We start from the raw sequence: 18,612 nt of genomic DNA on the forward strand, positions 1-18,612 counted from the left end.
GCCGCCCGACCGATCATGACCATGCGCCGACCCCTTCTGCGCCGACCCCTGCGCCGACCCCTTCTGCGTCGACCCGCCCTCGCCGGCGTCCTGCTCCTGCTGCCGCTCACGGCCTGCCGGTCCGGCGAGCCGCCGGACGCGACCTTCGACGACCTGGCCTCGGCCCTCGCCGCCCGCGAGCTCGCCGGCGTGGCCGTCGACGACCCGGCGGCCGGTGAGCAGCTGGCCGCGATCTGGGCCGCGGTCCCCGAGGACCAGCAGGTGGCCGTGGACGCCGGGGCGGTCACGACGCAGGACGACACCGCCACCGCGACCCTTGACTGGACCTGGACCCTCGACGGCACCGAGTGGACGTACGAGACACCGGTCGAGGCGACCCGGGTCGACGACGCGTGGCAGGTCGCGTGGACCCCCGCGATCGTCGCCCCCGACCTCGCCCCGGGCGAGAGCCTGGTCCTCAGCGGCCTGCCCGCCTCCCGCGGAGAGGTCCTCGGGGCCGGGGACAGCACGATCGTCGGCCCGCGGCCGGTGGTGCGCCTCGGGCTGGACAAGACCCAGGCCCGGCCCGACCAGTGGACGTCCTCGGCCCGGGCCATCGCCCGGGCGCTCGACCTCGGGGTCTCCGACTACGTGGCGCAGGTGGGCGCGGCCGGCGAGAAGGCATTCGTCGAGGCGCTCGTCCTGCGCGCCGAGGACGCTGCCACCACGCTCACCCCGGCGTACGCCGACATCCCCGGCGCCGCCCGGTTCGAGGACGAGGTGCCACTCGCCCCGACCCGTGAGTTCGCGGCTCCCCTGCTCGGCGTGGTCGGCGACGCGACCGCCGAGGCCGTCGAGGCCTCGGGCGGTGCCATCGCAGCCGGGGACGTGGTCGGGCTCTCCGGGCTCCAGGCGCGATACGACGAGCAGCTGCGTGGGACGCCGGGCCTCCGGGTCAGCGCCACCGGCGGCGAGGCGGACCGCACGCTCTTCGAGCAGGCACCGGTCCCCGGCCAGCCCCTGCGGCTCACCCTCGACCCCGCCCTGCAGCAGAAGGCCGAGCAGGCCCTCGCCGGCACCGGTCCGGTGAGCGCCCTGGTGGCCATCCGCCCGTCGAGCGGCGACATCCTGGCCGCGGCCAACGGCCCCGGCAACGATGGGCTCAACGCCGCCACCTTCGGCCAGTACGCGCCCGGCTCCACGTTCAAGGTGGTCAGCTCGCTGGCGCTGCTCCGCGCCGGGATCGGCCCCGACAGCCCGGTGGCGTGCGACGCCACCACGGTGGTCGACGGCAAGACGTTCAAGAACTACGACGACTACCCCGCCTCCGGCATCGGTCGGATCACGCTGCGCCAGGCGGTCGCCAACTCGTGCAACACCGCGTTCATCTCCCAGCGCGACCGCCTCGACGACACCGCCCTGACCGCGGCCGCCGGCTCGCTCGGGCTGGGGATCGACCGGGACCTCGGCTTCCCGGCGTACTTCGGTCAGGTCCCTACGCCCCAGGGCGAGACGGAGAAGGCGGCGGACCTCATCGGCCAGGGCACGGTCCTGGCCTCACCGATGGCCATGGCGACCGTCGCCGCGTCGGTCAGCGCCGGCACGACGGTCACACCGCGTCTCGTCCTCGACCACGAGGTCCCGGCCGCCGCCGGCCCGACCCCGCTCACGGCCGCGGAGGCCGCGCAGCTGCGTGGCCTGATGCGCGCCGTGGTCACCGAGGGGTCGGGCGGCTTCCTGGCCGGCCTGCCCGGGGAGGTCGGCGCCAAGACCGGCACCGCCGAGTACGGCAGCCCCGACGGTTCCGGCGCCCTGCCGACGCACACGTGGATGATCGCCACCCAGGGCGACCTGGCCGTCGCGGTGTTCGTCGAGACCGGCGTCTCCGGCTCCCAGACGGCCGGGCCGCTCCTGGAGCAGTTCCTGCGCTGATCCGGCGGTGCGCACGTGCGCACGAATGGCGCGTGGTCGTCAGCGGAGGTCGCGCACCTGCGCGACCGTCCGGCTACTCCAGTCGTCATTTCCCTCGCGCCAAGCCACGGGCGCCCACTCCGGCGGCCATGTGCGGCGCACCCGCGCAGGTATGACGACCTACCTCTCCTCGCGCTCGCGCACCTGCACGACCTCGGCGAAGCCCGAGGGCCCATTCCCGCGCACCTGGGCGACCGCCCGGCCACTCCAGTCGCCATTCCGACGCACCCGCGCGACCGTCCCCTGCGGCTCAGGCCTCGAAGCGTGAGGCGTCGCCGGCGCCGTACCGCACGACCTCCGGAGCATCGCCCGACCAGTCGATGACAGTGGTCGGCTGCGCGGACGTCTCGCCGGCCTCGATCACGATGTCGACGACGTGGTCGAGCTCCTCCTTGATCTCCCAGCCCATCGTGCGGGCCTCCTCCTCGCCGGGGAGGATCAGCGTGCTGGTGAGGATCGGCTCCCCGAGCTCCTCGAGGATCGCGCAGACCAGCACGTGGTCCGGGATCCGCACGCCGACCGTGCGCTTCTTGGGGTGCATCAGCCGCTTCGGCACCTCGCCGGTGGCGGGCAGGATGAAGGTGTAGGGACCCGGCGTCGCCGCCTTGATCGCCCGGAACGCCGCGTTGTCCACGTGCACGAACTGCCCGAGCTGGGCGAAGTCCCTGCACATCAGGGTGAAGTGGTGACGGTCGTCGAGGTCGCGGATGCGCAGGATCCGGTCGCGCCCCTCGCGGTTGCCCAGCCGGGCGCCGAGCGCGTAGCCCGAGTCGGTCGGGTAGGCGATCAGCTGGTCGTCCCGCAGGGCCTCGACCACCTGGGCGACCAGGCGCGGCTGTGGGTTGTCGGGGTGGATGTCGAGGTATCGGGCCATGTCCGACCAGTCCTCTCGGTCAGCCCCGGGCCTGGGCGGCGCGGATGTCGCGACGCAGCTCCGGCGGCAGGGCGAAGATGAGCGACTCCTCGGCCGTGTGGACGGCCCGCGCCTCGGGGTAGCCGCGCTCGGCCAGGTAGGCCAGGACGCCGTCGACCAGGTCCTCGGGCACCGAGGCCCCCGACGTCACCGAGACGGTGTCCACGCCCTCGAGCCAGGCCTCGTCGATCTCCGAGGCGTCGTCCACGCGGTACGACGCCTTGGCGCCGGCCTCGAGGGCGACCTCCACGAGGCGCACGGAGTTGGAGGAGTTGCCGGAGCCGACCACGATCAGCAGGTCGGCGCCCTCGGCGATCTCCTTGACCGCGAGCTGCCGGTTCTGGGTGGCGTAGCAGATGTCGTCGCTCGGCGGGTCCAGCAGCAGCGGGAACCGCTCACGGATCGCGGCCACCGTCTCGAGGGTCTCGTCCACCGAGAGCGTGGTCTGCGACAGCCACGCGACCCGCGCCGGGTCGCGCACCACGATGCCGGCCACGTCCGCCGGGGACTGCACGAGCTGGATGTGCTCGGGCGCCTCGCCGGCGGTGCCCTCGACCTCCTCGTGGCCCTCGTGACCGATGAGCAGGATGTCGTAGTCGTCGCTGGCGAACCGCTTGGCCTCGTGGTGGACCTTGGTCACCAGGGGGCAGGTCGCGTCGATGGTCTTGAGCCCGCGCTCCTCGGCCTCGGCGTGCACCGCCGGGGAGACGCCGTGGGCGGAGAACACCACGGTCCGGCCCTCGGGGACCTCGGTGAGCTCCTCGACGAAGATCGCGCCGCGGGCCTCCAGGTCGGCCACGACGTGCTTGTTGTGCACGATCTGCTTGCGCACGTAGACCGGGGCGCCGTACAGGTCCAGCGCCTTCTCCACGGTGATCACCGCGCGGTCGACGCCGGCGCAGTAGCCGCGCGGTGCCGCCAGCAGGACGTTCTTGGCGGCTTCGGGGTCGAGGACCGGGGGCAGGCCGAGGTCGGTGGTCATGGGCCGAGTCTAGGAGGTCGCGCCCCGCCGCTGCCGGGTGCCGTCGGTGCCGTCCCCTACCCTCGCCTGCGTGGCCACCCTCCGCGACGCGACGCTCGAGTCACCGGCACCGGTGCGCGCGGTGGCCAACGCCGTCAGCCAGTGGATCGACCGGCTCGGCGCCGTCTGGGTCGAGGGCCAGATCGCGCAGGTCAACCGGCGCCCCGGCGTCGGCACCGTCTTCATGACGCTGCGGGACCCGATCGCCGACATCTCGGTGACGCTGACCTGCCAGCGGACGCTCTTCGACTCCCTCAACCCGCCGCTCGTCGAGGGCGCCAGCGTCGTCGTGCACGCGCGGCCGTCCTTCTACGCCAACCGCGGCAGCTTCTCCCTCTACGCCCGCGACATCCGGATGGTGGGCCTCGGCGAGCTGCTGGCCCGCATCGAGCGTCGACGCCAGCTGCTGGCCGCCGAGGGCCTCTTCGCCCCCGAGCTCAAGCGCGACCTCCCCTTCCTGCCCGGTCGGGTGGGCCTGGTGACCGCGCCCGGCAGCGCCGCCGAGCGCGACGTCGTCGACAACGCGCGCCGACGCTGGGCGGCCGTCGACGTCGTCACGGCGTACGCCGCGATGCAGGGTCCGCGCTCGGCGAGCGAGGTCATCGAGGCGCTCGAGCGCCTGGACGCCGACCCGAGCGTGGACGTGATCGTCATCGCGCGCGGCGGCGGCTCCGTCGAGGACCTGCTGCCGTTCTCCGACGAGGCCCTGCTCCGGGCGGTGCACCGTGCCCGCACCCCCGTCGTGTCGGCCATCGGCCACGAGCAGGACGCCCCCTTGCTCGACCTCGCCGCCGACGTCCGGGCCTCGACACCCACCGACGCCGCCAAGCTGGTGGTGCCCGACATGGCCGAGGAGCTCGCCGGGGTCACCTGGGCCCGCGACCGCGTCCGCTCAGTCATGGCACGGATCGTCGACCGTGAGCAGGAGCGCCTCGACCAGCTGCGCTCCCGGCCGGTGATGGCCGACCCCCGGACCCTGCTGGCCGCCCGCTCGGACGAGGTCGACCTGCTCCTGGAGCGGGCCCGCCGCACCCTGGGCCACCGGCTCGACCGGGCGGCCGACGACATCGGCCACCACCGGGCGCGCGCCCGCGCCCTCTCGCCCCTGGCCACCCTGCAGCGCGGCTACGCGGTGCTGCAGGACGCCGACGGGCACGTCGTCACCTCGGTCGACGCCGTGAGCGTGGGTGCCGAGGTGAGCGTCCGGGTGGCCGACGGCCGGGTGGTCGCCACCACCGTCCGCACCGAGGCAGAACCCACCGACACCGCCGATGACACCGACCCTCCGACCCGAAGGACGACGCGATGAGCGGCTCCCCCGCCGAGCAGGACACCCCGACGTACGAAGCCGCCCGCGAGGAGCTCATCGAGGTGGTGCGCACCCTCGAGGCCGGCGGCACCACGCTCGAGGAGTCGTTGGCCCTGTGGGAGCGCGGCGAGCTCCTCGCCCAGGTCTGCCAGTCGTGGCTCGACGGCGCGCGCAAGCGGCTCGACGCGGTGATCGAGGGCGCCGACGGGAGCGACGGGAGCGACGACTGACGCGACGGCCGCTCAGCGCTGCAGCAGCGCGACGATCTCGGTGAGGTCCTCGCGCGGGGCCGAGCCGTACACGAGCACCGTCTGGTCCCCGAGCTCGGCGGCGTAGCCCGTGTCCCCGCCCTCGTCGGTCCAGGTGGTCCACGTGCCGGCGACCTCGCTGTCGAGGCGCACCTCGTCGCCCTCCACGGCGTCCTTGTCGATCGCGACGGCCGCCATGTCGTCGGCCGACTCCTCCTCCTGGCGGATCCCGACGAAGCGGCCCTCGTCGGTCAGCATCCCCATCGCCCAGGCAGGTGACTCGTCCCGGGACAGGTCGACGCTCGTGGCCCGCCAGCCGTCCGGCAGCTCGCGGGGATGCACGAGCGCCAGGCCGGAGTCCGCGGCCGCCGTCACGGCGTCCTGGTAGTCCACGGACGCCACCTCGACCTCGGCCTGGTCGCGGGTGAAGCCGCGCAGCGCCACGAAGCCGCCGATGACCAGCAGGGTGATGATCATGGCGCCGACCATGCCGGCGGCGGAGCGCTGGTGGCGTGAGGGCTTGCCGCTGGGTCCGCTCACGGTGGGAGGGTTGACGCCGCTGTCGCTCACGTTCCGATTGTCCCGTACGGCCCCAGCGCACCGTCGGCACCCGTCGCCTCGGGGCGGGCGGCGCATGGGAGACAATCCCCGGATGACGACCTACCGCCTCGCCGAGGCCGCCGACGTGCTGGGTGTCAGCGACGACACCGTACGGCGCTGGGTCGACGCCGGACGGCTGCCCGCCGTGCCGGGTGACGGCCGCTCCCCGACGACGATCCGCGGCGCCGACCTCGCCGCGCTGGCCGAGTCCCTGCTCGACGAGCCGGACCGCGAGCAGACGAGGGCGAGCGCGGTCAGCGCCCGCAACCGGCTCGGCGGCATCGTGACGCGCGTCAAGAAGGACCACGTCATGGCCCAGGTCGAGATGGTGTGCGGGTCGCACCGGATGGTGTCCCTGATGAGCGCCGACGCAGCCGACGAGCTCGGTCTCGAGCCGGGCGTGCGCGCCGTCGCGTCGGTCAAGTCGACGCACGTCGTGGTGGAGGTCCCGTGACGCGACCGCCCCGCGCGGTCCTCGTGGTGGCCGCGCTGCTCGTCACGCTGCTCGTCGTCGCCACCGTCGTGCGCTCGTGCGCCGGGCCCTCGACGACGATCCAGGTCTACGCCGACTCCTCGCTCCGCCACGCCTTCACCGACCTCGGCCGGGCGTTCGAGGAGGAGCAGGACGTCGCGATCGACCTCACCGTGGACTCCTCCGGCAACCTGGTGCGTGACCTGACCGCCGGGGACTCCCCCGACGTCTTCGCCGCCGCAGACCCGGTCGGGCTCGTCCAGGTCAACGGCGTCGTGGCGGGCGAACCTGCTGTGATCGCCGAGGACCGGCTCGTCATCGCCGTGCCGAAGGGCAACCCCGGCGACGTCGAGCGGGTCGCGGACCTCGACGGCGACGAGGTGGCCGTGTGCTACATCAACGAGTCGTGCGGCCGGCTGGCCCAGCTCGCGCTGGACTCCGCCGGCATCGAGGTCCAGCAGGTGGTCGGGGCCGACTCGGCCGAGACCGTCGCCGAGGTCGTCGACGGCCGTGTGGAGGCCGGGCTCGTGCTCGCCTCGGAGGCCGCCGACGCCGGGGACTCCGTGGAGACCATCGAGCTGCCGTGGGCGAGCGACCGGGTCGCCTTCCCGTCCATCTCCCTGATCGACGGCGGCCCCCACCCGGACGAGGGCCAGGAGTTCATCGACTTCGTCCTCGGTGAGACCGGCCAGGCGATCCTCACCGACCACGGGTTCGCCCTCCCCGCCGAACCGCACGTGCAGACCGAAGACTGACATTCGTTCCGCAGATGCGGCACACTCCCTCCATGCATGCTCACCGATCTGCGCTCCTGACCGCTGTCGCGCTGGCCGTCACCCTGACCGCCTGCGGGAGTGACGGTGCCGCCGACACCGCCGCCGACGGCTCGGACGGCACCGACACCCGGGCGATCACCGTGCTCGCGGCCGCGTCCCTGACCGATGTCTTCACCGAGCTGGCCCAGCAGTTCGAGACCGACGAGGGCGCCACGGTGACCTTCAGCTTCGGCAGCAGCACCGACCTGGCCGAGCAGGCGGCCGACGGTGCCCCCGGCGAGGTGCTGGCGACCGCGGACACGACGTCGATGGGCCTCGCCGAGGACGCCGGGGTGACCGGTGACGTCGACGAGTTCGCCACCAACGTGCTCGTCCTGGTGACCCAGCCGGGCAACCCGTTGGGCATCGAGTCGCTCGACGACCTGGAGGGCACGAGCTGGGTGCGCTGCGCCGACGAGGTGCCGTGCGGCCGGGTCGCCCTGGAGGTCCTGGACCGGGCCGGCACGACCTCCGAGCCGGTCAGCCTCGAGGACGACGTGCGCTCCGCGCTCGACAAGGTGACCTCGGGCGAGGTCGACGCCGGCCTCGTCTACGCCACCGACGCGGTGGCCGCGGGCGACAGCGTGAGCACCGTGGAGATCCCCGAGGCGGCCGACGTGGTGACGACCTATGCCGTCGCGACCCTCGAGCAGGCGGGCGACGCCGACCTGGCCCAGGCCTGGGTGGACCTGCTGCTCTCCGACGCCGGTCGCTCCGCGCTGGAGGACSCCGGCTTCGGCGTCCCGGACTCCCAGCAGTGAGCCGGGACCCGCTGGGGCGTCCGCCGGCGGTGCTGCTGCTGCCGGCGGCCCTCGCGGTCCTGGTCCTCGTCGTCCCCCTGGTCGCGATGGTCGCAGCCACCGACTGGGCCGCGCTGCCCGCCGAGCTCACCTCCGAGCCCCTGCGCCAGGCCCTGCGGCTCAGTGTCGTGACGTCGACGGCGGCCATGGTGGTCTGCCTCGTGCTGGGCCTGCCGGTGGCGTGGCTGCTGGCCCGCGTCACCTTCCGCGGCCGCGGGCTGCTCCGCGCCCTGGTCACCGTCCCGCTCGTGCTCCCCCCGGTGGTCGCCGGCATCGCCCTGCGCAACGCGTTCGGTCGGACCGGGGTGATCGGTGCGCCGCTGCTCGAGCTGACGGGCTTCGCGTTCCCCTTCACCACCTGGGGGGTCGTGCTCGCCCACGTCTTCGTCTCCCTGCCCTTCGTCGTGATCGCGATCGAGGGCGCGCTGCGCTCCGCCGACCCGGTGTACGACGCCGCTGCCGCGACGCTGGGCGCCACCCGGTGGACGACCTTCCGCCGCGTGACCGTCCCGCTCGCGATGCCCGGGATCCTGGCCGGGATGGTGCTCGGCTGGTCGCGGTCGCTGGGCGAGTTCGGTGCCACGATCACCTTCAACGGCAACTACCCGGGCACGACCCAGACGATGCCGATCCTCATCTACGTCAGCCGGCAGTCCGACCAGGACGCCGCACAGGCCCTGAGCCTGGTCATGCTGGTCTTCTCCCTGGCCGTGCTCCTGCTGCTGCGCGACCGCTGGCTGGGGACCCCGTGAGCGGCGGGGCGACCGGGCTCGACGTCGACCTCGAGGTGCCGGGCAGGGTGCGGGCCGCCTTCACCGGCCGGCCCGGCCAGGTGATCGCGCTCATCGGTCCCAACGGTGCGGGCAAGAGCAGCCTTGTCCACGCCCTCGCCGGGCTCGTGCGGGCCGAGGGGCGGGCGCACCTCGACGGGGAGGACCTGCTGCCCCGCTCGGCGCCCGAGCGGGAGGTGGGGCTGGTCTTCCAGGACCGCGCGCTCTTCCCTCACCTGTCCGCCCGCGACAACGTCGCGTTCGGGCCCCGCTCCCGGGGCGTCTCCCGTCGCGAGGCGCGGCAGCGGGCGGAGCAGTGGCTGGCCCGGATGGGGCTCGCCGACCTCGCCGACCGCCGCCCCGGCCAGCTCTCGGGCGGCCAGGCCCAGCGGGTGGCCATCGCCCGCGCCCTGGCCACCGAGCCACGGTTGCTGCTCCTCGACGAGCCGATGGCCGGCCTCGACGTGACCGTGGCGATGGCGCTGCGGGTCGAGCTGGCGCGGCACCTGCGCGACTACGGCGGCGTGACCGTCATCGTCACCCACGACGCCCTCGACGCGCTGGCCCTGGCCGACCACGTGGTCGTGCTCGACGGTGGCGTGGTCGCCCAGCAGGGCACCCCCGACGACGTGGCGGCCCACCCCCGCACCTCCCACGTGGCCCGGCTGGTCGGCCTCAACGTCCTGCGCGACGACGACGGGTTCACCTCGTTCCGGCCCCAGGACGTCACCGTGAGCCTGCACCGGCCCGACGGCTCGGCCCGGCTGGCGTGGTCCGGCCCGGTGGCGAGCGCCCAGCGGCACGGCGACGCCGTACGCCTGCTCGTCGAGACCGACCCGCCCCTGCTCGCCGACGTGACCCCCCAGGCCACCACCGAGCTCGGCCTGTCGCCGGGTCGTGAGGTGTGGCTGTCGGTCAAGGCGACGGCCGTGCGCCGGTACGGTCACGTCGGCGAGGGCGGCTAGCATGCGCCCATGACGCCGAGCGACGCCGTGCCGAAGCCCGACCGCAACCTCGCCCTGGAGCTGGTGCGGGTCACCGAGGCGGCCGCCATGGCGGCCGGACGCTGGGTCGGGCGCGGTGACAAGAACGACGCCGACGGCGTGGCCGTCAACGCCATGCGGGTGATGATCTCGACCATCGGCATGCGCGGGACCGTGGTGATCGGCGAGGGCGAGAAGGACAACGCCCCGATGCTCTACAACGGCGAGCAGGTCGGCGACGGCACCGGTCCCGAGTGCGACGTCGCGGTCGACCCGATCGACGGCACCACCCTGACCGCCAAGGGCATGAACAACGCGATCGCGGTGCTGGCGGTGGCCCCCCGCGGCTCGATGTACGACCCGTCGGCGGTCTTCTACATGGAGAAGCTGGTCACCGGCCCCGAGGCCGCGGACGTCGTGGACATCCGCCTGCCCGTCGCCGAGAACATCCAGCGGGTGGCCAAGGCCAAGGGCAGCTCCGTCCACGACGTCACGGTCGTGCTGCTCGACCGCCCCCGGCACGCCGGGCTCGTCGACGAGATCCGTCAGACCGGGGCCCGCATCAAGTTCATCGAGGACGGCGACGTGGCCGGCGCGATCATGGCCGCGCGTCCCGACACCGGCATCGACCTGCTCCTCGGCATCGGCGGCACCCCCGAGGGGATCATCGCGGCCTGCGCGATGAAGAGCCTCGGCGGGGTCATCCAGGGCCGCTTGTGGCCCCAGGACGACGACGAGCGCCAGAAGGCCCTCGACGCCGGCCACGACCTCGACCCCGATTTCGTGCTCGACACCGACCTGCTGGTCACCGGCGACGACTGCTTCTTCGTCGCCACCGGCATCACCGACGGCGAGCTGATGCGGGGCGTGCGCTACCGCGCGGACGGGGCGACGACCGACTCGCTGGTCATGCGCTCGCGCAGCGGGACGATCCGCCGGATCAGCTCCGAGCACCAGCTCTCGAAGCTACGCGATTTCTCCGCGATCGACTTCGACAACTGACGTCCCGGGGCGCAGCGCCCGCACGACCTCGGCCATGACCCGCGGGTCGACCGCCATGCCCAGGTGCGAGGCCCTCACCTCCACGGCGAGCGCGGCCGGGTCGATGCAGGCTCGCCAGTCGACGATGCCGTCCCGACGGCTGTAGATCGCGGTGAAGTCGACGTCCTCGGGCAGTGCGGCGCGCCCGTCGTCGAAGCTCCGACGCGCGCACGCGCCGGCGACGCAGTCCTGCGACATCAGCCCCGGCACCCCGGCCCGACTGAGCCGCACGAGGAGCGCCACGCTGGCCGACAGGCTCACGTGGTGGGCCCCGGGGGCCAGGACCGGGCTCCCCATGGTCACGAGGCCGGAGACGAGGTCGGGACGCCGGGCGGCGACGCCGCGTGCGAGCATCCCGCCGAGGCTGTGACCGACGATGCGCACCCGCGACCCGCGCCGCTGGGCGATCGACTCCAGCCTCGCCTCGAGCAGCGCCGAGGCGTCGACCGTGCACCCGACGTTGGCGTGGATCTGCGAGCGGTAGGCCCTGAAGCCCTGCTGCACCAGCGCCCGGCGCATCAGGCCCAGTGACCCGTCCCCGGCCATGAAGCCCGGCACCAGCAGCACGGGATCGTCGTTGCGGGGCAGCGTCCGCGCCGAGTAGGCCGTCCCCCGCCGTCCTCGGTGGCCCACCGCCGCCAGGGCGTAGCGACCCGCCTCGCCGACGACCCGCCCCTCGCCCAGCACCGCCCGGGCCAGAGGGCGGTCGAAGCCCTCCGGGCGCAGGAAGTCGGCGAGTGTGGTCGGAGTCACATCAACAAACGTAGCGTCGCGCTCCCCCGACACCGGGGATGCAGCACGCAAATCGCCCACGTGGGGGTGGACGACCGTCCACGCCACCACGCCCTGATGTTGACTGGTGGCATGTCCACCGTCCGACCCTCCCACCCCGACCAGCCCCCGGCGGAGGTGCGCGTGTCCGAGGAGCTCTTCGCCCCGGTCAGTCCCGGCATCGAGCTGTGCTACCAGACCTTCGGCTCCCCCGACGACGATCCCCTCCTGCTCGTGATGGGCCTGGGCGGTCCGATGACGTGGTGGGACGTCGACTTCTGCGAGCGACTGGCCCGGGCAGGGTTCTTCGTCATCCGCTACGACAACCGCGACGCCGGCCGCTCCACCAAGGTGCGGGCCCGCGTGGGGCGCACCCAGCTCGTCCGGGCGTTCACCACCGGCCGGGCGCGGGCGCCGTACACGCTCGACGACCTCGCCGGGGACGGTCTCGCCCTGCTCGACCACCTGGGCATCGCGGCCGCGCACGTGGTCGGCGTCTCCATGGGCGGCATGATCGTCCAGACGATGGCCGTCATGGCTCCCGGACGCGTGCTSTCCATGTCGAGCATCATGTCCACGACCGGGCGGCGCACCGTCGGCTGGCAGAGCCCGCAGCTGCTGCCGATGCTCGTCGCGCCCCGCAAGCCGGGCCGCGAGGCCTACGTGCAGTCCAGCTCGGCCATGTGGAAGGTCATCGGCTCCCCCGGCTTCCCCACCGACGCCGACACGCGACGCCGGCGCGCGGAGGAGACCTTCGACCGCGGGTTCGACGCCAGCGGGGTGATGCGTCAGATGCTGGCCATCGTCACCCAGCCCAATCGCACCGTGGCGTTGCGCTCGCTGGGGATCCCCGCGCTCGTGATCCACGGACTCGCGGACAAGATGGTGCACGTCTCCGGCGGTCGCGCCACGGCCTCTGCGGTGCCCGGCACCGAGCTGCTGCTCATCGAGGGGATGGGGCACGACGTGCCCGAGCAGCTGTTCGACACCTTCGTCGAGGCGATCCGGCGTACGGCCGACCGCGCGCGCTGAATCCCTTACCACGTGGGGGATTGCGTCCCGTACAGGTGATGTCGCCTTGCCAAATGGCGCCACAAGGACTAGACGTGACCTACACCACAACAGGGGAGGAACGCATGCACCGTCCCTCACGGCGCCGTCCGAGGCGTCGCGCATCACGAAAGGTCGTGGCAACCGCTGCCGCGATCGTCTGCACCGCGTCTCTTGCCGCCTGCTCGGGCRACGGTGACGGGAAGCCCGAGCTCATCTGGTACACCAACCCCGACGCCGGCGGGCAGGCGGCTGTCGCCGAGGCCTGCTCCACCGACGACTACACAATCTCGGTCCAGGTCCTTCCCCAGGACTCCAGCCAGCAGCGCATCCAGCTCGCCCGCCGTCTCGCCGCGGGTGACCCGGAGATCGACCTGATGAGCCTCGACCCGCCGTTCACTGCCGAGTTCGCCAACGCCGGGTACCTGGCGAAGATCCCGCAGGACATGCAGGACGCCTTCCGCGCGCAGGCCTTCGACAGTGCGACGAAAGCGGCGACGTGGGAGGACCAGCTCGTGGTTGCCCCCTTCTGGTCCAACACGCAGGTGCTCTGGTACCGCAAGTCCTTCGTGGACAAGGCGGGCATCGACATGGAGCAGCCGGTCACCTGGGACCAGATCATCGACGCCGCCAGCGACAACGGCGGCAAGATCGGGGTCCAGGCCAACAAGTACGAGGGCTACTCCGTGTGGATCAACGCCCTGATCTCCGGAGCGGGAGGTGAGATCGCCTCCGAGACCGAGAAGGGAGTCGACGCCCAGATCGACATCGCGTCGGACGCCGGGGTGGAGGCCGCCCGGGTGATCCAGAAGCTGGCCGATTCGGAGGCGGCGCCGGCCGACCTCTCGGTGTCCAACGAGGGCACCGCCGGCACCACGTTCGGCGGGGACGAGGGCTCGTTCCTGGTGAACTGGACCTACATCTGGGGCAACTACGGCGACGACCGGCTCGGTGACGACATCGGCTTCGCCCGCTACCCCCAGACCGTCGAGGGCAAGGAGTCGCGACCGCCGTACGGGGGGATCGGGATCGGCGTCAGCTCGACCTCGGACAACCAGGAGGAGGGCATCCAGGCACTCAAGTGCCTCACCAGCCCCGAGAACCAGGCCCTCAACGCCAAGCTGACCGGCAACATGCCGTCCAGCAAGGCCGGCTACGACGACAAGGCGGTCAAGGGGCTGTTCCCGCCCGAGCTCGTCGCGCTGTTCCAGCAGTCTCTCGAGACCGCCGCGCCCCGCACGGTGTCGCCGTACTGGAGTGACATCTCCAGCGGCATCCAAAGCACCTGGCACCCGCCGTCGGGCGTCAACCAGGACACCCCGGAGCAGTCCAAGACCTTCATCGAGGAAATCCTGCAGGGAGAGTCGTTGCTATGAGCACTGCCGTCGTACCTGACTCCAAACGGGACACCCGCCGCGCCACCAAGGCCTCCGTCAGCGATCGTTCGTCCGCCGAGAACCGGCTCGGGCTGCGCCTCGTGGCCCCCGCCGTCATCATGATGCTCCTGGTGACCGCATGGCCGATGCTCCAGGCCCTCTACCTCTCGCTCTTCCGCTACCGGCTCACCACGCCGGACGACCGCGAGTTCGTGGGCCTCAGCAACTACACGACCATCCTGGTCGACCCGCTGTTCTGGCAGGACACCTGGAACACCGTGCTCATCATGGTGGCGACCGTCGCGGTCGAGCTGGTCATCGGCTTCGCCTTTGCGATGGTGATGCACAAGATCGTCTTCGCCCGGGGCGCGATCCGTACGTCGATCCTGATCCCCTACGGCATCATCACCGTGGTCTCGGCCTACGCGTGGCAGTTCGCGTTCTCGCTGAACAACGGCTTCGTCAACTCGTGGCTGCCGTTCGTGCCCGATGACTTCAACTGGTTCGGCTCACACTGGCCGGCGATGTTCGCGATCATGGTCTCCGAGATCTGGAAGACGACGCCGTTCATGGCTCTCCTGCTGCTCGCGGGGCTCTCACAGGTCTCCGAGGACATGCTGGAGGCCGCCCAGGTCGACGGGGCCACCTGGTGGCAGCGGCTCTGGAAGGTGATCCTCCCCAACATGCGGGCGGCGATCATGGTCGCGGTGCTCTTCCGTGCCCTCGACGCCTACCGCATCTTCGACAACATCTTCGTGATGACCCGCGGCGCCCAGGACACCGAGTCGATCTCGTTCCTGACCTATCGCCAGGTGATCGAGCAGATGCAGCTCGGGATGGGCTCGGCGCTCTCGGTGCTGCTGTTCCTCTCCGTGCTGCTCCTGGCATTCGGGATCGTCAAGCTGTTCAAGGTGGACCTGGCTCAGGCAAGAGGTGAGGGCTGATGAAGAACCGTCAGAACAAGTTCGGCACCTGGGTGGGCTTCCTGTTCATCCTCGTGTGGTGCCTCCTACCGGTGGCGTGGATCATCTCGCTGTCGTTCAAGGGCGCGACCGAGACCGCGAGCGGCAGCCCGCAGTTCCTGCCCATCAACCCGACGTTCGAGAACTACGGCGACATCCTGGACAACCCGGACTTCCAGGCGTCGCTCGTCAACTCGTTCGGCATCTCGGCCATCTCGACGTTCCTGTCGGTGATCCTGGCGACGCTGGCGGCGTACGCCATCGCCCGCCTCGAGTTCAAGGGCAAGCGGGTCGTCCTCTCGCTCGCGCTCGCGATCGCGATGTTCCCGGTGGTGGCGCTGGTGGGCCCGCTGTTCGACCTGTGGCGCACCATCGGCATCTTCAACACCTGGCTCGGCCTGATCATCCCGTACATGTCGTTCACGCTGCCGTTGGCGATCTGGACCCTGTCGGCCTTCTTCCGCGAGATCCCGTGGGAGATGGAGCAGGCCGCCCAGGTCGACGGCGCCACCTCGTGGCAGGCGTTCCGCAAGGTGATCGTCCCGCTCGCGGCTCCCGGCGTCTTCACGGCCGCGATCCTGACGTTCTTCTTCGCCTGGAACGAGTTCGTGCTGGCCATCTCGCTGACGTCCACCACGGCGTCACGCACCGTGCCCGCGCAGCTGTCCTTCTTCGTCGGACCCGACCCGTTCAACCCGCCGTACGGGCAACTGGCCACCGCCTCCGTGGTGGTCACGATCCCCATCATCATCATCGTCCTGCTGTTCCAGCGAAAGATCGTCGCCGGTCTCACCTCCGGCGCAGTGAAGGGTTGATCTCACATGGCTTCCATTGACATCAAGAACATCGTCAAGAAGTACGGCGACGGATTCCCGGCCGTCAACGACATCAGCATCGACGTCGCCGACGGGGAGTTCATGATCCTCGTCGGGCCGTCGGGCTGCGGGAAGTCGACCCTGCTGCGGATGATCGTGGGCCTCGAGGACATCACCTCGGGCGACATGATGATCGGCGACAAGAAGGTCAACGACCTGGCCCCACGTGACCGGAACCTCGCGATGGTCTTCCAGAACTACGCGCTCTACCCGCACCTGACCGTCTACGAGAACATCGCGTTCCCGCTGCGGCTGGCCGGGGCGTCCGACGACGAGGTGGACAAGAAGGTCCGCACCGCGTCCAGCACGCTGGAGCTCGACGAGCACCTCGATCGCAAGCCCGGCAACCTGTCGGGTGGTCAGCGCCAGCGGGTGGCGATGGGTCGCGCGATCGTGCGCGACGCGGACGCCTTCCTCTTCGACGAGCCGCTGTCCAACCTCGACGCCAAGCTGCGTGGCCAGATGCGCACGGAGATCTCGCGGCTGCAGAAGCGGCTGGGGATCACCACGGTCTACGTGACCCACGACCAGACCGAGGCCATGACCCTGGGCGACCGGGTGGCCGTGCTCAAGCGGGGCGTGCTCCAACAGCTCGCCACGCCGCGCGAGCTCTACACCAACCCCGGGAACCTGTTCGTCGCCGGCTTCATCGGCTCCCCGCCGATGAACTTCCTGCCTGCGGAGGTGGACGGTACGACGGTCAAGCTGCCGTTCGGCACGGTGGAGATCCCCCGGGAACGGGCCGAGCGGGCCCAGGGCAAGGGGCTCCTCATCGCGGGCATCCGGCCCGAGCACTTCGAGGACGCGTCGGTCAAGGACGATGCGGACGCGGCCTCGACGTTCCGGGCGACCGTGGACGTCGTCGAGTGGCTCGGCAACGAGTCCTACGCCTACATCCCGTTCGAGGCCCCGCCGGAGGTCCAGCAGCAGCTCACCCAGCTGGAGAAGGACCTCGACGGCGACCAGATGCGCACTCAGCTCGTGGTGTCCCTCGACGGCGCCAGCACCATCGCCGAGGGCGACGAGGCCGAGATCTGGGTGGACGCCACCAAGATCCACCTCTTCGACCCCGCCACCGGCGAGAGCCTCACCGTCGACGAGTCCCGGGCCGGCAGGATCCCCGAGCGCGAGGACCCCAAGGCGATGGCCCAGGCCGAGAAGATGGCCGACCAGGGCGAGGAGATCCACTCGGCCGAGGAGGTCTGAGCGCTCCACCGCGTACGACGAGGCCCGCCCCCGCATCTCGGGGGGCGGGCCTCGTCGTACGTCGCCTCAGTAGTGGCCGAGCATCTTGCGCGGGGTGCCCGGCGGCGGCAGCCGGACCACCTGGACCGAGCCCATCAGGGCCAGGCCGCGGACCCGGACGGTCGGCGAGTCGGGGCCGAGCTCGGCGGCGACCTTGTCCTTGCCCTGGCCGTAGTCACCCATGATCGGGGTGCCCTCCACGACGGCGTGCATGTGCGCGGGGATCAGGATCTTGACCTCGCCCATGATGGCGCTGGCGTTGATCGTGACCTCCCGGGTGGCCAGGACCGCCTGCCGCAGGTCGAGGGTGATGTTGCCCATCAGCGTGAACGCCGCGTGGTGGGCCGGGACGAGCCACACGCCGCGGCGCTTGCACTCGCCCATGATCGCGGTCGAGGACGCGTGGCCGACCGCCGGGACGCCTCCCGCGTGCGGCACCGGCGGAGCGGGCTGAGCGACGGGGTGCACGACGTGGAGGTCGGCCGTGATCGGCACCAGGTCGGCGTACGTCTTGGCGCCGAAGGTCAGCTCGAGGCGTTCGTCGAGCTCGTCCAGGTCGAGCCGGCCCTCCCCCGCCGCCTCGCGCAGCACCTCGGCCACCCGGTGCCTGTCGGCGTCCGAGATGCGCATCCGGCTCGGGTCCCCCGGGACGTTCGTCCCCTCCAGCTCGCCCATGGCGCCAGCCTACCGAGCGTCGCGGGCGGCACCCGACCGATCGTCGCCTGCCGCACCCCACCGATAGTCGCCTGCGGCGACGTGCTGGAAGTCCTGGGACGACACCCATGTGCCGCCCCACTCCCAACCGAGCCGCGTGAACGCGGCCACCACGACGTCGTCGGCCCGGATCACCCCCGGGTCGGCGGGGGCGGTGCTCGCGCGGTCGACGCGGGCGTACCTGCGTCCGGCCGGCGGATCGATCGAGCCCGGACGGACGTACGGGTTCTGGACCGGGTTGAGGTCGATGGCGGCGCCGTACGCGTGCGCGGACCACGCGGACTGCCCCGCGACCCGGCGGCAGTTGAAGCCCGAGGTGTTGTCGGCGGCCATGGACCGGTCGTCGTCCCCGCCGTAGTCGTCGACGAGCCGCATCCGGGCGATCGGCCACCCCGCGTCGTACAGCCGTCCGAAGGCGCGTGCCACCCCGGTCGCGAAGCGGCGGTGCACCACCATCTCGCCCGTCTGCGCCCGGCCGTCGAAGTCGCGGTAGGTCAGGCGCAGGTGGCGCAGGTCGCGCAGCGGCACCGGGCAGCCCGGTCGGTGGCTGGTGCGCATCCGCTCGGCCAGCGCCGTGCCGATGCGGCGCACCGACGAGGCGTACGCCGGGTCCCCGGCCTGGTCCGTCCCGCGCTCCGCCGCCAGGCCGGTGCAACGCCGGAGGTCGGTCCAGCGGGAGACGGCCGCCCCGCGGGCC

At 72.0% G+C, this 18,612-nt stretch carries 20 protein-coding genes; 14 read left to right on the forward strand and 6 right to left on the reverse strand.

Annotated elements, in window-relative coordinates; all coding sequences use genetic code 11:
* Window positions 1-21 precede the first annotated feature (21 nt).
* Window positions 22-1,911: a penicillin-binding transpeptidase domain-containing protein gene (locus AC1DQF_RS07035; RefSeq protein ID WP_477524501.1), complete on the forward strand. Its 1,890-nt coding sequence runs from the start codon at window positions 22-24 to the stop codon at window positions 1,909-1,911.
* 289 nt (window positions 1,912-2,200) lie between these two features.
* Here AC1DQF_RS07035 and AC1DQF_RS07040 read toward each other — a convergent pair whose 3' ends face one another.
* Both AC1DQF_RS07040 and AC1DQF_RS07045 read right to left on the reverse strand, forming a co-directional pair.
* The gene (locus AC1DQF_RS07040; RefSeq protein ID WP_477524502.1) at window positions 2,201-2,824 is read right to left on the reverse strand and encodes an L-threonylcarbamoyladenylate synthase; all 624 of its coding nucleotides are present in this window, start codon (window positions 2,822-2,824) and stop codon (window positions 2,201-2,203) included.
* Window positions 2,825-2,843: 19 nt separating this feature from the next.
* Window positions 2,844-3,845, reverse strand: a complete 1,002-nt coding sequence (locus AC1DQF_RS07045) for a 4-hydroxy-3-methylbut-2-enyl diphosphate reductase (protein ID WP_477524503.1) — start codon at window positions 3,843-3,845, stop codon at window positions 2,844-2,846.
* Between the two features lie 70 nt (window positions 3,846-3,915).
* Here AC1DQF_RS07045 and xseA point away from each other — a divergent pair, with 70 nt between their 5' ends.
* Both xseA and AC1DQF_RS07055 read left to right on the forward strand, forming a co-directional pair.
* Window positions 3,916-5,193 (forward strand): exodeoxyribonuclease VII large subunit, encoded by a 1,278-nt coding sequence (gene xseA, locus AC1DQF_RS07050; protein ID WP_477524504.1) that lies wholly within the window; start codon window positions 3,916-3,918, stop codon window positions 5,191-5,193.
* On the forward strand, window positions 5,190-5,423 hold the full coding sequence (locus AC1DQF_RS07055; RefSeq protein ID WP_477524505.1) for an exodeoxyribonuclease VII small subunit: 234 nt from the start codon (window positions 5,190-5,192) through the stop codon (window positions 5,421-5,423). The genes xseA and AC1DQF_RS07055 overlap by 4 nt, the downstream gene beginning before the upstream one ends.
* A 12-nt stretch (window positions 5,424-5,435) precedes the next feature.
* Here the strand turns inward: AC1DQF_RS07055 and AC1DQF_RS07060 are convergent, their stop codons facing one another.
* Window positions 5,436-5,981 carry a DUF4245 domain-containing protein gene (locus AC1DQF_RS07060; RefSeq protein ID WP_477524506.1) on the reverse strand — a complete coding sequence of 182 codons (546 nt, stop codon included), beginning with the start codon at window positions 5,979-5,981 and terminating at the stop codon, window positions 5,436-5,438.
* A gap of 112 nt (window positions 5,982-6,093) precedes the next feature.
* Here AC1DQF_RS07060 and AC1DQF_RS07065 point away from each other — a divergent pair, with 112 nt between their 5' ends.
* From AC1DQF_RS07065 to glpX, 6 genes are read left to right on the forward strand one after another with little or no spacing between them, the layout of a single operon-like run.
* Entirely contained in the window at window positions 6,094-6,495 is a 402-nt protein-coding gene (locus AC1DQF_RS07065; RefSeq protein WP_477524507.1) for a TOBE domain-containing protein, read from the forward strand.
* Window positions 6,492-7,268 carry a molybdate ABC transporter substrate-binding protein gene (locus tag AC1DQF_RS07070; RefSeq protein WP_477524508.1) on the forward strand — a complete coding sequence of 259 codons (777 nt, stop codon included), beginning with the start codon at window positions 6,492-6,494 and terminating at the stop codon, window positions 7,266-7,268. The genes AC1DQF_RS07065 and AC1DQF_RS07070 overlap by 4 nt, the downstream gene beginning before the upstream one ends.
* Before the next feature lie 32 nt (window positions 7,269-7,300).
* Window positions 7,301-8,089 carry a molybdate ABC transporter substrate-binding protein gene (gene modA / locus AC1DQF_RS07075; RefSeq protein WP_477524509.1) on the forward strand — a complete coding sequence of 263 codons (789 nt, stop codon included), beginning with the start codon at window positions 7,301-7,303 and terminating at the stop codon, window positions 8,087-8,089.
* On the forward strand, window positions 8,086-8,880 hold the full coding sequence (locus tag AC1DQF_RS07080; RefSeq protein WP_477524510.1) for an ABC transporter permease: 795 nt from the start codon (window positions 8,086-8,088) through the stop codon (window positions 8,878-8,880). Before modA ends, AC1DQF_RS07080 begins: the two co-directional genes overlap by 4 nt.
* Window positions 8,877-9,863 carry a sulfate/molybdate ABC transporter ATP-binding protein gene (locus tag AC1DQF_RS07085; protein WP_477524511.1) on the forward strand — a complete coding sequence of 329 codons (987 nt, stop codon included), beginning with the start codon at window positions 8,877-8,879 and terminating at the stop codon, window positions 9,861-9,863. The genes AC1DQF_RS07080 and AC1DQF_RS07085 overlap by 4 nt, the downstream gene beginning before the upstream one ends.
* Before the next feature lie 9 nt (window positions 9,864-9,872).
* On the forward strand, window positions 9,873-10,883 hold the full coding sequence (gene glpX / locus AC1DQF_RS07090) for a class II fructose-bisphosphatase (protein ID WP_477524512.1): 1,011 nt from the start codon (window positions 9,873-9,875) through the stop codon (window positions 10,881-10,883).
* On the opposite strand, the gene AC1DQF_RS07095 is transcribed toward glpX, so the two are convergent.
* Complete coding sequence (locus AC1DQF_RS07095; RefSeq protein ID WP_477524513.1) at window positions 10,848-11,675, reverse strand: alpha/beta hydrolase; 828 nt, start codon at window positions 11,673-11,675, stop codon at window positions 10,848-10,850. The genes glpX and AC1DQF_RS07095 overlap by 36 nt on opposite strands.
* Window positions 11,676-11,786: 111 nt before the next feature.
* Between AC1DQF_RS07095 and AC1DQF_RS07100 the strand changes: the two genes are divergently transcribed.
* From AC1DQF_RS07100 to AC1DQF_RS07120, 5 genes are all read left to right on the forward strand, one after another.
* Entirely contained in the window at window positions 11,787-12,725 is a 939-nt protein-coding gene (locus tag AC1DQF_RS07100) for an alpha/beta fold hydrolase (RefSeq protein ID WP_477524514.1), read from the forward strand.
* 155 nt (window positions 12,726-12,880) lie between these two features.
* Complete coding sequence (locus AC1DQF_RS07105) at window positions 12,881-14,119, forward strand: sugar ABC transporter substrate-binding protein (RefSeq protein WP_477524515.1); 1,239 nt, start codon at window positions 12,881-12,883, stop codon at window positions 14,117-14,119.
* A complete protein-coding gene (locus AC1DQF_RS07110) occupies window positions 14,116-15,063 on the forward strand; it encodes a carbohydrate ABC transporter permease (RefSeq protein WP_477524516.1) in 948 nt (315 codons plus the stop codon). Before AC1DQF_RS07105 ends, AC1DQF_RS07110 begins: the two co-directional genes overlap by 4 nt.
* Entirely contained in the window at window positions 15,063-15,896 is an 834-nt protein-coding gene (locus AC1DQF_RS07115) for a carbohydrate ABC transporter permease (protein ID WP_477524517.1), read from the forward strand. The genes AC1DQF_RS07110 and AC1DQF_RS07115 overlap by 1 nt, the downstream gene beginning before the upstream one ends.
* 6 nt (window positions 15,897-15,902) lie before the next feature.
* Complete coding sequence (locus AC1DQF_RS07120) at window positions 15,903-17,162, forward strand: ABC transporter ATP-binding protein (RefSeq protein WP_477524518.1); 1,260 nt, start codon at window positions 15,903-15,905, stop codon at window positions 17,160-17,162.
* Window positions 17,163-17,228: 66 nt separating this feature from the next.
* On the opposite strand, the gene AC1DQF_RS07125 is transcribed toward AC1DQF_RS07120, so the two are convergent.
* Both AC1DQF_RS07125 and AC1DQF_RS07130 read right to left on the reverse strand, forming a co-directional pair.
* Entirely contained in the window at window positions 17,229-17,876 is a 648-nt protein-coding gene (locus AC1DQF_RS07125) for a DUF1707 SHOCT-like domain-containing protein (RefSeq protein WP_477524519.1), read from the reverse strand.
* Between the two features lie 9 nt (window positions 17,877-17,885).
* Window positions 17,886-18,612: M15 family metallopeptidase (locus tag AC1DQF_RS07130; protein WP_477524520.1), on the reverse strand; the 727-nt coding region annotated here is incomplete at its 5' end.

The organism is Nocardioides sp. P4_G4 (assembly GCF_056401085.1).

Excerpts from the sequence above, each read along its gene's own strand:
- AC1DQF_RS07115 (WP_477524517.1), top strand. The coding sequence starts at position 15,063 with ATGAAGAACCGTCAGAACAAGTTCGGCACCTGGGTGGGCTTCCTGTTC.
- AC1DQF_RS07065 (WP_477524507.1), top strand. The coding sequence starts at position 6,094 with ATGACGACCTACCGCCTCGCCGAGGCCGCCGACGTGCTGGGTGTCAGC.
- AC1DQF_RS07120 (WP_477524518.1), top strand. The coding sequence starts at position 15,903 with ATGGCTTCCATTGACATCAAGAACATCGTCAAGAAGTACGGCGACGGA.
- AC1DQF_RS07045 (WP_477524503.1), bottom strand. The coding sequence starts at position 3,845 with ATGACCACCGACCTCGGCCTGCCCCCGGTCCTCGACCCCGAAGCCGCC.
- AC1DQF_RS07040 (WP_477524502.1), bottom strand. The coding sequence starts at position 2,824 with ATGGCCCGATACCTCGACATCCACCCCGACAACCCACAGCCGCGCCTG.
- AC1DQF_RS07055 (WP_477524505.1), top strand. The coding sequence starts at position 5,190 with ATGAGCGGCTCCCCCGCCGAGCAGGACACCCCGACGTACGAAGCCGCC.
- glpX (WP_477524512.1), top strand. The coding sequence starts at position 9,873 with ATGACGCCGAGCGACGCCGTGCCGAAGCCCGACCGCAACCTCGCCCTG.
- AC1DQF_RS07035 (WP_477524501.1), top strand. The coding sequence starts at position 22 with ATGCGCCGACCCCTTCTGCGCCGACCCCTGCGCCGACCCCTTCTGCGT.
- AC1DQF_RS07125 (WP_477524519.1), bottom strand. The coding sequence starts at position 17,876 with ATGGGCGAGCTGGAGGGGACGAACGTCCCGGGGGACCCGAGCCGGATG.
- AC1DQF_RS07110 (WP_477524516.1), top strand. The coding sequence starts at position 14,116 with ATGAGCACTGCCGTCGTACCTGACTCCAAACGGGACACCCGCCGCGCC.